The organism is Achromobacter xylosoxidans A8 (assembly GCF_000165835.1).
GTDB classification, from domain to species: Bacteria; Pseudomonadota; Gammaproteobacteria; order Burkholderiales; family Burkholderiaceae_B; genus Achromobacter; species Achromobacter xylosoxidans_B.
Genome location: NC_014640.1, coordinates 4185438 through 4199304 on the forward strand (window position 1 = coordinate 4185438; position 13867 = coordinate 4199304).

Here is a 13867-nt window from a genome sequence, read left to right on the forward strand (position 1 = left end):
CGCTGCGGGAAAAAATATGAATCGCCTGGTGGCAATGAGCGTCTTCTGCAAAGTCGTCGAACATGGAAGCTTCACGGTCGCCGCAACACGCTTGGACATGTCCACCGCCTCGGTCAGCAAGAACGTGTCCGCGCTGGAAGACCACATCGGCACGCCGCTGCTGGCGCGCACCACCCGCCGTATCGTGCTCACGGACGCGGGCAAGACCTACTACGACAAATGCTCGCGCATCCTGGAGGATGTCGAGGAAGCTGAACGCACCGCCGGTCAGGTCCAGACCACGCCGCGGGGGCTCTTGAAAGTGCGCGCGCCCATCTCCTTCGGCAGCGCCAACCTGGGCCGCCTGATCACCGCATTCACCACGAGTTTTCCCGAAGTCACTGTCGAGATGACGCTCAACGACAGGTATCTCGATCCGGCCGAGGAAGGCGTCGATGTGGCGCTCTACATCGGCGCCACGCCCAAGCATTTCGCGGCCGGCGCCCAAGCCATCGCCACCCTGCCCAGAATGCTGGTCGCGGCACCGCTCTACCTCGAGCGCCAGGGCCTCCCCACGGAAATCCAGGACCTCGCCAGCCACCAATGTTTGGTCTACACGCGCGGCGCCAGCCCCAGCGAATGGCGCTTTACGCGCAACGGCGTGGAGCAGACCGTCCACGTCAGCGGCTCCCTGCGCTGCAACAACAGCCAGACCCTGCACGACGCCGCGCTGAGCGGCGCCGGCGTCGGACTGTTGCCGACCTTTCTGGTGGCGCAGGATCTGGCTTGCGGCCGTCTCACGCACCTGCTGCCGGATTGGCAGCCTGCGGAAAGAAACCTGTACGCCGTGTATCCGCAACCGCGACGCTCTTCGCCCAAGGTGCGCGAGTTCGTCGAGCTGTTGGCCAGCAATCTCGATTTGGGATCGCCGATCGCGTCCTAGCGGCCGGGTTATGCTGCCAACGCGCCCCGCTTGCGGGCGCCATTCACTCTGGAGACTCGCCGACATGAACTGGCCGCTGCGCACTTGGACAATCGCCGCGATCACGCTGTGCGCATCCACCACCGTCTTGGCCGCCGCACCGGCCGATCGGGCCGAATGGACCAGCGGCGTCATGCGCAAGCTGCATCGCGACCTGTCGATGCCCAAGGAAGCGCAAGGCCTGGATGGCTCGCTGAGCCTGCGCCTGCGGCTAACGGTGATGCGGGACGGCAGGATCGCTGCGGTGGAACTGGCCAGGTCCTCGGGTCATGTCGCCGTGGACATAGCGGTCACCCGCATGATCCAACGCGCCAGTCCGCTGCCGGCCTTTTCCGCCGACATGCCGGCCGACAAGGAAATCTTGATGGTACCGGTGCGTTTCGAGATCGAAGATCAGCCCCCGCGGCCCACACGCAATGTGCAGCTCCGCTACGCCGACCCGGCGCGCGGCTTCGGCGTGACCGTGCCCGCCCCCTACCAGATCGCGCGGGTCGGCAAGTCCGAGGAATTCGACGTGCTGGTGCAGATCGCCAGCACCGCCAGTACTCCGCAAGCAGCGGGTGCGGCGGGCTATCTGTGCGGCGTCGGCTTCAGCACACCGCGCAAGGCGCTGAAGACCCACCCCGGCGCCGAAGCCCCGCTCTCGGCCGCTTCCCGGCTGGCGGCCGCCGTAGCCATTCTGGCCGCGCAAAACGAGTCGCCCGGACAGCGGAGCGGCTTTGAATTGCAGGGCGTCAAGGGCATCGACTACCTCGCCCCGGCCGGCAGCAGAGCGGATGGCGTGCCCCTGCTGGAGTACAACGCGTTGCTGGACAGCCCCACGCTGCGTGTCGCCATGCGCTGCACCACGACGAGCCGCGACATGCCAGGCGCCCTGTCCGCATTCCGCCAGATACGGGACGGAATCAGCCTGGGCAAGCAATAGGGCGGGCTCCCCGCCCCGCCCTGGCCGAGGGACTCCCGCAGCGCACGGCGGCGGGAATCGAAACCCGACGCCTCGACTCAGTCCAGCATTTCAAAGAACGGCGCCATGCGCTCGCGCGATCTCAGGATGTGGTCGCGCATGGCGGCCTGCGCGCCGTCGGCGTCACGCGCCTCCAGCGCCTGCACGATGCGCGCGTGTTCAGTCACGGCTTCCTCGGTGACCCGCGAGTGGAAGCGCAGCCGGAACAGATGGGTATGCGCATACAGCCGCGCCAGCGCTTCGGCCAGCAGCTCGTTGCCGCTCTGCTGCGCAATCCAGGAATGGAACTGCGCGTCCAGCACGGCGAACTTGCCGTAGGCCACGCGCGCGTCGTCGGCGCTTGGGGCGCTCATCGCAGCAGACAGCGCGGCCAATTCCTGGCGCGCCGCGTCCGTCATGTGCTGCGCGGCCAGGCTCGCCCCGAACGGCTCCAGTTGCAGGCGCAGTTCATACATCTGCTCGAAGCGCCGGCGCGTGGGCATGGGCGCCGCACTGTATCCCACGTGGTGGGTCTTGACGACGAGGCCTTCCGTTTCAAGCCGGATCAGCGCAGCGCGTATTGGCGTCTGCGACACGCCCAATTCGCGCACCAGCGCATCGACCGCGATACGCATGCCGGGCGCGATCTTCAAGGAAATGAGCTGCGACAGCAGCGTCTCATAGACCTCATCGCCCAAGGAGCGCACGCGCTCGCCCAGGCGCTGGCCGCTCGCCGGCGCGTTTGATGGCGCGGCTCCGGAACCGAGAGAGAGAGTCGTCATGGTTGTTTCACCCAGGTTTGCCAACAATGTGTTGACGTCCAATTTGTTACGAGGTTAGCATAAATCAGATCGTATTTCGGATCCGATCGGATTTAACAACTTAACGAGACTATGACGACAACGATAAAAACGGGGGAGGCAAGGCGGGCTTGCATGCGCGCGCTGGAACTGGCGGGGACCCCCACGAGCCACGCCGCGACACAGACCAGCCTGCTGCTTGAAGCCGAATTGCGAGGCCGGGCTTCCCACGGCCTGCTACGGCTTCCGCGCATCATCGAACGGATCCACAACGGCGTGGCCGACCCGAAAACCCGCGGCGCCGCCGTTTGGCGCTCCCCCGCCTTCCTGGACATGGATGGCGAACGAGGCCTGGGCCCGGTCATCGCGTTGGCGGCCCTTGACCAGATCTGCGACCGCGCCCGCGACACGGGTATCGCGATCGCGGCGGTCAGCAACAACAACCACATCGGCATGCTGGCGTTGTATGCGGAACAGGTGGCCCGTGCAGGCCAGATCCTGCTGGCCCTGTCGACCAGCGAAGCCCTGGTACATCCATGGGGCGGCCGCCGCGCCCTGATCGGCACCAATCCCATCGCGATCGGCGTGCCTACCGAGGACGAACCCTTCGTGCTGGACATGGCCACCAGCCAGGTCGCCATGGGCAAGATCCACGACTACGCCAACCATGGCCGGCCGCTGGACCCGGGATGGGCGCTGGACGGCGCGGGCAATCCCACCACGGACGCCACGGCCGCCAAGGCAGGCGCACTGGCGCCCTTTGGCGAAGCCAAGGGCTACGCGCTGGGGCTGGCGTTTGAACTGCTGGTGGCCAGCCTGACGACATCCGCGCTCGGCACGGCGGTCAAGGGCACGCTGGATTCCACCGAGGTCTGCAACAAGGGCGACGTCTTCATTGTGGTCGAGGCGGGGTCGGGCGCGGTCGCCGACCGCATCACCCGCTACCTGGATGAAATCCGCGCATGCCCCGCCCTACAGCCTGAGCGGCCCGTCGCGGTACCGGGCGACCGGGCGCGCGCCGAACGCCGGCAACGCCTGGACACCGGCATCGAGCTGGCCGACGAGGTCTGGCACCGCATTCTCGATCTGGCGCAATGCGCCGCCTGAACGCACTACGACTTCCCTCAAGGATCCGCAATGACTGATTTGTTTGGAATCATGCGCGCGCCGCGCGCTGTCTTGTTCGGCAACGGCCAGCGCCTGGCATTGGGCCGCGTCGCGGCCGCCCTGGGCCAACGCGTACTGATTTGCACCGACGAGCGTTTTGCCGGCACGCCCGAAATGTCCGCACTGCTGGCGTCGCTGGAAACCGCGGGCGTGCGCGTCCAGGTGTACGACCGCACCCAGCCCGACCTGCCGGTCGAAGGCGTCTACGAATGCGTGGCCGCGCACCGCGCCTTCCAGCCTGATGCCATTGTCGGGCTGGGCGGCGGCAGTTGCCTGGATATGGCCAAACTCGTAAGCCTGCTGCTGGCGCACGGCGGACAAGCGTCCGACTATTACGGCGAGTACAAAGTACCCGGCCCAACCATCCCTGTGATCGCACTGCCCACCACGTCGGGCACGGGCTCCGAGGTCACGCCCGTGGCCGTGCTGGCCGACAGCGCTCGCGACCTGAAGGTCGGCGTATCCAGTCCGCACCTGATACCCCACACCGCCATCTGCGATCCCGAGTTGACCCTGACTTGTCCCAAGGGGCTGACCGCCATCGCCGGGGCCGACGCATTGACCCATGCCATCGAGGCCTTGACCGCCGTCCGGCGCAGCCCCGACGCCGACATCGCGCAGACGCGCGTGTTCGTCGGCAAGAACGCCTTCAGCGACCAACAGGCGCTGGTCGCCATCCGCGCGCTCGCGTCGTATCTGCCTCGGGCGGTCGAGAACGGCGCCGACCTGCACGCCAGAGGGCAGGTCATGGCCGCGGCGCTGGCCGCAGGCCTGGCTTTCGGCGTGGCCGGCACCGCCGCCGCTCACGCCATCCAGTACCCCATCGGCGCCCTGACCCACACGGCGCATGGCGCGGGCGTGGCCACGCTGATGCCCTACGTCATGGACTTCAATGCGCCGGCCTGCGCCGCCGACTACGCGGCGATCTCACAGGCCATGGGGGATACGGAAACCGATCCTCAACGCCTTGCCGGCAACGCCCCGCGCCATGTCTACGAACTGTTCGCGGGCATCGGCATCCCTGCAACGCTGGAAGGATTGGGCGTACGCGCCGACCAGTTGGACTGGATCGCCGAGCAATCCATGCTGGCCGCGCGCCTGGTCACGAACAATCCCCGCCCGCTGGACCAGACCGGCATCGCGGCCATCGTGGCCGCTGCCCACGCAGGCCGCGGCTCGTTTCGCCCATCCCGATAACCCCTACCCCATCCCTATCCGGAGCTGACACATGACCATCGAGGCCAGCAAGCTGTCCACTGACCTTTACATCGACGGCGCCTGGCGCGCCGCCACCTCGGGGCGCCGCATCGACGTGTTCGACCCGTCCACCGAGCAGGTAATCGCAAGCGTGGCCGACGCCACGCTGGAAGACGCCGCCGCGGCCGTGGATGCCGCCGCGCGCGCCGCCGCCGGCTGGGCGGCCACCCCCGCCCGCCAGCGCGGCGAAATCCTGCGCAGATGCTATGAACTGATGGTGCGCGACGCCGACGACCTGGCCCGCCTGATCTCGATGGAGAACGGCAAGGCGCTGGCCGACGCGCGCGGCGAGGTCGCCTATGCCGCCGAATTCTTCCGCTGGTTCTCCGAGGAAGCGGTGCGCATCAACGGCGACATCAGCGTGTCGCCTGGCGGCGCCAGCCGCATCATCGTCCAATACCAGCCCATAGGCATCGCCCTGCTGGTCACGCCGTGGAACTTCCCTGCCGCCATGGCCACCCGCAAGATCGCACCCGCACTCGCGGCAGGCTGCACCTGCATCCTCAAGCCCGCCACCGAAACGCCCTTGACCGCGTATGCCGTCATGCGACTGCTCGAGGAAGCCGGCGTGCCTCCGGGCGTGGTCAACGTGTTGACGACGTCGTCGGCGGGCAAGTTCGCCAATGCCGTGCTGGACGATCCGCGCGTGCGCAAGCTCTCCTTCACGGGGTCGACGGAAGTGGGCCGTGTGTTGCTGCGCAAGGCTGCGGACTCGGTCATCAGCTGCTCGATGGAGCTGGGCGGCAACGCGCCGTTCCTAGTCTTCGACGACGCGGACATCGACGCCGCCGTGGAAGGCGCCATGATCGCCAAGATGCGCAACGGCGGCGAGGCCTGCACGGCGGCCAATCGCTTCTACGTGCAGCGTGGCGTCGTCGAGACGTTCAGCGCCAGGTTCGCCGCCCGCATGGCGGCGCTGAAAACCGGCGACGGCGTCAATCCGGACACGCAATGCGGCCCCCTGGTCAATGCCGGCGCGGTGGACAAGGTGGCCTCGCTGGTGGACGACGCCGTGGCCAAGGGCGCGCGCGTCAAGGCCGGCGGCAAGCGGCTGGACCGTTCCGGCTATTTCTATGAGCCCACCGTGCTGGTGGACGTGCCGGCCGACGCCGACCTGCTGACCGAAGAGATCTTCGGCCCCGTGGCGCCCATCGTGGCCTTCGATACCGAAGACGAAGCGGTGGCATTGGCCAACGCCACCGAGTACGGCCTGGTGGCCTACGTCTACACCCGTGACCTGGCCCGCGGCCTGCGGGTCTCCGAGAGCATCGAAAGCGGCATGATCGCCCTGAACCGGGGCCTGGTGTCGGATCCGGCAGCGCCCTTCGGCGGCGTCAAGCAAAGCGGCCTGGGCCGCGAAGGCGCGCACCACGGCCTGCTGGAATTCATGGAAGCGAAATACATCTCGACCAACTGGTAACTCCGAGCGGCCGCGTCGCGCGCGCGGCCGCCCCTCCCATTTCGAACCCCAAACGAGGAGATAGCCAGACATGGCTAAATATGAAATTGCGACCATCGACGGCGATGGCATCGGTCCGGAGGTCTGCCAGTCGGCGATCACCGTGCTGAAGGAAGCCTGCGGCTCCGGCCTGCTCGCGTTCAGCAGCTACGACGGCGGCGCCGACCACTACGTCAGGTCGGGCTACGTGCTGCCCGACGACACCTATGCGGCCTGCAAGGCGGCCGACGCCATCTTGCACGGCGCGGCAGGCATGCCTGGCGTGACCTATCCCGACGGCACCGAGGTCGGCAACGACCTCCACTTGCGCCTGCGCTTCCGGCTCGACCTGTACGCCAACGTGCGTCCCATCCGGCTATACCAGGGAGTCGACTCGCCGCTCAAGCACTTCCAGCCGGGACAGATCGACTACGTGATCGTGCGCGAGAACACCGAGGGCCTCTACGCCAGCCGTGGCGGCGGCATCGTGCTGCGCGACGAAGTGGCCACCGACACCATCGTCGTCACCCGCAAGGGCATCGAACGCGTGGCGCGTTTTTCATTTGAACTCGCCCGCCAGCGCAAGGGCGCGCCGCGCGACGGCAAGCGCCGCGTCACGGTATGCGACAAGGCCAACATCCTGCGCACCTACGCCTTTTTCCGCGCCGTCTGCGACGAGGTCGCGACGTCCTACCCCGACGTCGACATCGACTACGCCTATGCCGACGCCATCACTGTGCACATGCTCAAACGGCCGGACTTCTATGACGTGATCGTGGCCGAAAACATGTTCGGCGACATCATCTCCGACCTGGGCGCCGCCACCATCGGCGGCATGGGCCTGTCCGCCTCGGCCGAACTGGGCGACACGCACGGCCTGTTCCAGGGCGCCCACGGTTCCGCCCCCGACATCGCCGGCCAGAATGCCGCCAGCCCGCTGGCCACCATCCTGTCGGGCGCGCTCATGTTGCGCTGGCTGGGCGACAAGCATGCCGATGGCGCGTTGACCGACGCCGCGCAGCGCATCGAGCTCGCCGTCGAACAGGTGCTTGCCAAGGGAGACCACGTGCCGCGCGACCTGGGCGGCACCGCAAGCTGCACCGACATGACCCAGGCGGTCTGCCGCGCGCTGTCCCGCTGAGCGGCGTACGCATCCACACACACAAAAGCAATGACGAGGAGACACCCCATGCTACGCATCACCCCCATCCTGTGCGCCGCGCTGACCGCGGTATCGCTTGCCGCCCCCGCGGCGGCCCAGGACTATCCCAGCCGTTCCATCACGGTCATCGTGCCCTTCGCGCCGGGCGGCACCAGCGATACGCTGGGCCGTCTGGTGGCAACTTCCCTGGCCAAGCAGCTGGGCCAGACCGTGGTGGTCGAGAACTCCGGCGGGGCCGGTGGCCTTATCGGCATGCAGAAGCTGCAAAAGAGTTCGCCTGACGGCTACACCCTGGCCTTCAACAACATGTCGCTGGCGATCCTGCCGCACCTGCATCCCAAGGCCAATTACGATCCGCAAAAGGAACTGGCGCCCATCGGCATCGTCGCTACCGTGCCGATGGTGCTGTCGGTCAGCAACAAGAGCGGCATCCAGGACCTGCCCGCCATGCTCAAGCGCATCCGCGACACGAACGCCGTCAAGCTCAACCTGGGCTCCAGCGGTCCCGGCAGCACTGCGCATCTGGCAGAGGCCATGTTCCTGCACTTCGCCAATGCGCGCGGCGAACTCATTCCCTATCGCGGCACGGGTCCCGCGTTGACCGACCTGATGAGCGGGATGATAGATGGCGTCATCGACCAGACCGTGACCATGCTGCCCCTGCACCAGGACAAGCGCGTCAAGGCCATCGCCGTCACCGGATCCGCCCGTCTGGCGCAGAGTCCGGACATTCCCACCTTTGCCGAGGGCGGCCTGCCCGAGTTCGACCTGGCGATCTGGAACGGCCTGGTCGCGCCCGCAGGCACTCCCCAGCCCGTCGTCGACAAGCTGTCCGCCGCCCTGTCCCAGGCCATCGACACGCCCGAGTTCAAGACGCGTCTGGAACAACTGGCGGCGCAGGCTCCGGCTACGCAAGAACGCGGTCCCCTTGCTTTCGCCGATCTGCTCAAGCGCGACTCGGAACGGGTGTCCTCGCTGGTCAAGAGCGCGAACTTGCTCGGCGCCAACTAAGCGTCGCGGGCGGTCTCAGGGGCCATGCCAGTACCGCCGCCCGCGCTCCCGCTCAGCCCAAACCTCCAGGCCCTCGGGACCTGAGCTCGCCATCACCGCGCCATCGCGGTCGCTGCGCCAGAAGGCGGCGCCGGCCCGTGTCCATCGCAGCTCCACCGCGCGAGCCGGATGGTGGAAGCGGTTCAAGTGTCCCGCCTGCGCGATCGCATGGCCGGCGGCCGCGGCGGCCACCAGGTCCCTGCCCGAGGACGACGCCGAGCCATGATGCGGCGCCATCACCACGTCGATGCGCGGCAAGTCCTGGACCAGCGCGCTTTCCTGCGCCACGCCCACGTCGCCCGTCAGCAACAGCGAATGTGACTTCCCCTGCACCAACAGCACGCAGCTATCGGCATTGCGGCCCTGCCCGCCCTTGCCGCCGGCATCCACCGGATTCAGGAAGGTGAACGCCACGCTGTCCGCCTCCCAGCCCTGGCCGCGCCGGCAACGCCCCATGTCGTCAGGCAAGGGCGGTGCAATGCTGCCCGCGTCCGGCCACAACCCAATGTCGCGGCGCAGGAACGCGGCCACATCGAACGAGGCAAAGCCGCGTAATGCCGGAACCGCCGCCAGCACAGCGCGCAAGCCACCCACGTGATCCAGGTCGGCGTGCGACAGGACCAGCACGTCCAGCTGCCGGATACCGCGCGCCAACAGGAATGGCGCCACCACGCGCTCGCCCGCGTCGCTGCCGCCGTAGTGGCGTGGGCCCGCGTCGAACAGCAGGGTTTGGTTGGCGGTCTCCACCAGGATGGCGCTGCCCTGCCCCACGTCCATCGCGCTCATGCGCCAATGGCCCGGCTCGGGCCGGTCGGGCCGCCAGAACAGCAGCGGCAGCATGCAGATCCACCCCAAATGCCTGCCCGGCCATCCGCGTACCTGCAACGCCCATGCCATCCCAGCCACCGCCAGCAGCAGCCAGGGCCATGGCGCCGCCGCGACCGGCACGCTGGCCCAGGCGGCGTTGCCCACCCAGGACACGGGCGCCATGATCAGGTCGAACGCCAGCAAGCCCCATTGACCCGCGAACGCGGCCAGCGCCTGTGCGCCCGGCAGCACCGACAAGGCTGCGCACAGCAAGGCCAGCGGCGTCACGACGAAGGTCACGACGGGAATGGCCACCGCATTGGCCAGCGGCGAACCCAGCGACACCTGGTGCACCAGGAAGGCCAACAGCGGCGTCAGGCCTACGGTCACCATCAACTGCAAGCGCGTCGCCTGCGCCAATCTGGCCACGCAGCGCCGGCGCCAGCCGGCCTCGTGGTCCACCGGCGCATCCGCGATACGCAACAGCACCGCCACCGCGCCGAACGACAGCCAGAATCCCGCCGACACCGGCGCCCAAGGATCCAGCGCCACCACCACAGCGGCGGCGCACGCCAGTACCCGGCCGGCCGACAGCGGCAGGCGCGACACCGCCGCCGCCAGCACCACCGACAGCATGAAAAAAGTGCGCCGCGCCGGCACACCCCAACCGGCCAGCAGGCAGTACAGCAACGCGACCAACGCGGCCGCCGCCCCGCCCGCCACGCGCGCGGGCACGTGCTCGGCCAACCCCGCGCCGCGCCAACGTCCCCGCCGCCACAGTGCCGCCACCAGCACCCCGGCGATGCCCGCTATCGAGGTCACGTGCATGCCGCTGATCGACACCAGATGCGTGATGCCGCTGCGGTTGAACAATCGCCAGTCGTCGCGCGCCACGCCGGCCTGATCGCCGATGGCCAGGGCGATCAACACCGGCGCGTAGCGATGCTCGCCCAGGGCCGCGCGCAAACCCTCCCGCACCCGATGGCGCGCCCGCTCTATCGCGATGCCCGGTGTCGCCCAAGGCCGGTCCGCCAGCAGCCTGGGCTGCCCGCGCACCGTGCCCACCGCGCGTATCCCCTGCGCGAACATGCGCCCTTCCGCATCGGGCCCGGCGGGATTCAGCAGACCGTGGGGACGCCGCAGCACCAGCGCCATGCGCCAGACCTGGCCGGGCTTGAGTTCAGGTAGCGCGGCCTGCGGGCCGGGCGGCGCCTGCCAGCTGACCTGGATGCGCGACGGAATCCCTGGCGGCGCCGGCTCGTCCAGTTCGGCCAGAAAGCGCTGGCTGCGCGCATCGCCGTCCGGCAACTCCGCGACGCGCAGCGCCAGGCGCGACACGGCATCCTGGTGCGCATCCGACAGCCTATCGTCAAGCCTGGATTGCGCTTGCAGGCTGGCATTGAGCAGGCCCGCACATAGGCCCAGCGTCAGGGCCGCGAGCAAGCGCCCGGCGCGGTGCCGCAGCCGCATGCCGACGGCGGGCGCGAGCAGGCACGCCCCCGCCAACAACCATGTGGCCCCAGCTCCTGGAAGCCGGGGGCACAACTGGATCAATCCCGCGCCCGCCACGAACGCCATGCAGAAAATTCGGCCTGTGATGTGCGACTCCCGAAACGGGACAGCGTAGGCCGAGGCGCGGCGTTGCGGCGGATAGTGTGTATGTTTTCAGCCAGCTCGGCTGAACGCAGATCAGAAGCGCTGGCGCGCCTTCTAGCCCGCTGACGCGTTAGCCAGCTGTGCCGCGAACACGCTGGGCGGCAGACCATCGGCAACCTGCTTGAAGGACTTTTCCAGCATGGAAGACAATTGATCGAACTGCCAGGGACTCGAGGAACTGATCTGGCGTATCTCTTCCGGATTGCTGTACAGCCCCACATCGAAACCGCCAGCGGACAGCGTGCGGCCAGTCAGCCAGCTCGATCGTTCGCTGGCAAGATACAGCACGATGGGCGCGATATTCTCCGGCATGAGCGCGGCTATTCCGGGACTGTCCACATCGCCCACCTTCTTGTCGCTGGGAATCGTGCCGGTCAACCGGGTCGCGGCCACCGGCGCAATGGCGTTCGCCGTAACTCCATATCGCGCCAATCCTTGCGCCAACGAATACGTCAGGCCCACCACCCCCATCTTGGCTGCGGCGTAGTTCGCTTGCCCGGGAGACCCTTGCAAGCCCGAAGCCGAGGTGAAGTTGATGATGCGATAGTTCCCGTTCGGGTTGCGCTGCTGGCGGAAATAGGCCGCCGCCGGCTGGACAGTGCTGAAATGCCCCTTCAGGTGTACGCGGACGACGGCATCCCAATCCGCCTCGGTCATGTTGAAGATCATTCGATCGCGCAAGATGCCCGCAACGTTGACGACGATATCGAGCTTGCCGAATTTCGCCACCGCCGTCTCGACCAGCCGCCGCCCGGTTGCCACGTCGGCAATGTCACCGGCGTCGGCAACGGCGCTGCCTTTCAGATCGTTGATCTGCTCGGCGACGCGATGCACCGGGCCGTTGTCGCCGCCAGTGCCGTCCGGGCCGGTACCCAAATCGTTAATGACCAGATTCGCGCCCTCTCGCGCGAAGGCGAGCGCGATGGCAGCGCCAATTCCCTGTCCTGCTCCCGTGATGATCGCGGTACGGCCTTTCAGGATACCCATGCTCAAATCTCCATTTTGGATGTGTTGTAACGATCTCTGAGAACATTCCTCTGCAGCTTCCCCGCTTCCGTGCGGGGTAGCTCATCAAGAAATTCATACCTGCCCGGGCACTTGTAGCCGGCCAGGGTTTCGGCCGCGTAGGCCCGGAGTTCTTGAACCAAGGCTGCCCGGTCGCTGCCTGCGTCGGCAGGCTGTATCACCGCCAGGACGCTCTGCCCCCATTCCGGGTCGCTGACTCCAATGACCGCAACATCCTTCACCGATCCGTGGGTAATCAGGCGGCCTTCGATTTCAGCGGGATAAATGTTCACGCCACCCGACAGGATCAGATCGTTGCGGCGGTCGAGAATGAACAAGAAGCCATCCTCATCGATGGTGCCGATGTCGCCAGCGGTCGCGTAGCCATCGTCAAGACGGGACGACCGGGTCTTTTCTTCATCGTTGTGATAGGAATAATCGGTCATCGCGCTACGCGCATAGATCATGCCTACTTCGCCCGCGGGCAGTTCCTGCCCATTCTCATCGACGATCCTGAGCACCGTTCCAGGTGCGGCCCGGCCCACCGTTCCTGGCTTGCTCAGCCAGTCCTCCGGGCCCACCATCGAGTACATGCCAGCCTCGGTCGAACCGAGGTATTCCCAGATTTTTGGCCCGAGCCATTTCATCATCTTGAACTTGACATCGATCGGGCAAGGCGCGCCGGCATGCACCACGCACTTCAAGCTCGAAACATCGTATTTCTTGCGGTTTTCCAGCCGCAGCAATCTGACAAAATGGGTCGGCACCATGTGCACGGTCGATACCCGATATTTTTCGATATCCCGCAATGCCAGTTCGGCATCGAACTTGTTGCGGCAAACTATCGTATGGCCGCGATGCAGGGACATCATCGCCCATGCGGCAGGCGCCGAATGATAGAGGGGCGAGAACACCAGGTGACAACCAGGGTCATGAGAAACGCCAAACAGATCGAGCGCGTCCGGGAGGTTGCCGATGACATCCTCGGGGCTCTTGTCCGCGAGCTTGCGCTTCACGCCCTTGGGCCTGCCGGTAGTCCCGGATGTGTAGCCCATCCACGAGCCCGCGCTGCGTTGATCGGGGACGCGGCTGTCCGCCTTCAATTCGTCGAATCCGCCCCATCCACGCTCTCCTCCCTCGATGCTGAAGCGCATCGCTGGCAATTCGGCGGAGGCAAGGCCGGGCGCGAACTCATTTGACGCGATCAGCATCTTTGAGTCGCTATCGCGCAAGATGTAGACGATCTCCTCGGCAGTGAGGTGCCAATTGATCGGCACCATGTACAGCCCGAGCTGCCCCGTGGCCAATGCAAGCTCGAAATAAGCTTGACAGTTCTTTAGAAGCACGGCGACCGCGTCACCCCTACGCAGACCTCGCGCGCGAAGTCCATTCGACAGTCTGTTGACCTCGTCCAGCAACTTGCCAAAGGTCGTCGTCGTTCCGTCCGCCTCGATGTACGCAATGCGCTCGGGATGCCTGCTGGCGAGGCTGTAGAAACCTTTCGATTCGGGTCCTTTGCCGTGCATGGGTCTTCCTCCAATGATTTGCTGTGCAAACTCGGTCTCTTTCATCCGGAATTTGGCGCTTTTTTTACGGACGTTTTTTGTCTGTAAATAATAAT

11 protein-coding genes are annotated in these 13867 nt (G+C 66.5%); 7 read left to right on the forward strand and 4 right to left on the reverse strand.

The features are described from left to right. Positions 1–16: 16 nt before the first annotated feature. The gene (locus AXYL_RS19255; RefSeq protein WP_013394522.1) at positions 17–922 is read left to right on the forward strand and encodes a LysR family transcriptional regulator; all 906 of its coding nucleotides are present in this window, start codon (positions 17–19) and stop codon (positions 920–922) included. Between the two features lie 64 nt (positions 923–986). After that, on the forward strand, positions 987–1886 hold the full coding sequence (locus AXYL_RS34080; protein WP_013394523.1) for a TonB family protein: 900 nt from the start codon (positions 987–989) through the stop codon (positions 1884–1886). Between the two features lie 77 nt (positions 1887–1963). Here AXYL_RS34080 and AXYL_RS19265 read toward each other — a convergent pair whose 3' ends face one another. Further along, positions 1964–2686 (reverse strand): GntR family transcriptional regulator, encoded by a 723-nt coding sequence (locus AXYL_RS19265; RefSeq protein ID WP_013394524.1) that lies wholly within the window; start codon positions 2684–2686, stop codon positions 1964–1966. A gap of 153 nt (positions 2687–2839) precedes the next feature. Between AXYL_RS19265 and AXYL_RS19270 the strand changes: the two genes are divergently transcribed. The 5 genes from AXYL_RS19270 (at position 2840) to AXYL_RS19290 (ending at position 8739) form a co-directional block, all read left to right on the forward strand. Continuing rightward, positions 2840–3811 (forward strand): Ldh family oxidoreductase, encoded by a 972-nt coding sequence (locus AXYL_RS19270; RefSeq protein ID WP_013394525.1) that lies wholly within the window; start codon positions 2840–2842, stop codon positions 3809–3811. Between the two features lie 30 nt (positions 3812–3841). Then, entirely contained in the window at positions 3842–5068 is a 1227-nt protein-coding gene (locus AXYL_RS19275; RefSeq protein ID WP_013394526.1) for an iron-containing alcohol dehydrogenase, read from the forward strand. 31 nt (positions 5069–5099) lie between these two features. After that, positions 5100–6548, forward strand: coding sequence for an NAD-dependent succinate-semialdehyde dehydrogenase (locus AXYL_RS19280; protein ID WP_013394527.1), 1449 nt, complete (start codon positions 5100–5102; stop codon positions 6546–6548). Positions 6549–6618: 70 nt separating this feature from the next. Continuing rightward, the gene (locus AXYL_RS19285) at positions 6619–7707 is read left to right on the forward strand and encodes an isocitrate/isopropylmalate dehydrogenase family protein (RefSeq protein WP_013394528.1); all 1089 of its coding nucleotides are present in this window, start codon (positions 6619–6621) and stop codon (positions 7705–7707) included. A gap of 48 nt (positions 7708–7755) precedes the next feature. Continuing rightward, positions 7756–8739: a Bug family tripartite tricarboxylate transporter substrate binding protein gene (locus AXYL_RS19290; RefSeq protein ID WP_013394529.1), complete on the forward strand. Its 984-nt coding sequence runs from the start codon at positions 7756–7758 to the stop codon at positions 8737–8739. A 15-nt stretch (positions 8740–8754) separates the two neighbouring features. Here the strand turns inward: AXYL_RS19290 and AXYL_RS19295 are convergent, their stop codons facing one another. From AXYL_RS19295 to AXYL_RS19305, 3 genes are all read right to left on the reverse strand, one after another. Continuing rightward, positions 8755–11055, reverse strand: coding sequence for a DNA internalization-related competence protein ComEC/Rec2 (locus tag AXYL_RS19295; RefSeq protein WP_413772862.1), 2301 nt, complete (start codon positions 11053–11055; stop codon positions 8755–8757). Between the two features lie 240 nt (positions 11056–11295). Further along, a complete protein-coding gene (locus AXYL_RS19300; protein ID WP_013394531.1) occupies positions 11296–12228 on the reverse strand; it encodes an SDR family NAD(P)-dependent oxidoreductase in 933 nt (310 codons plus the stop codon). A gap of 2 nt (positions 12229–12230) precedes the next feature. Then, positions 12231–13772 (reverse strand): AMP-binding protein, encoded by a 1542-nt coding sequence (locus AXYL_RS19305; RefSeq protein WP_013394532.1) that lies wholly within the window; start codon positions 13770–13772, stop codon positions 12231–12233. Positions 13773–13867: the final 95 nt, after the last annotated feature.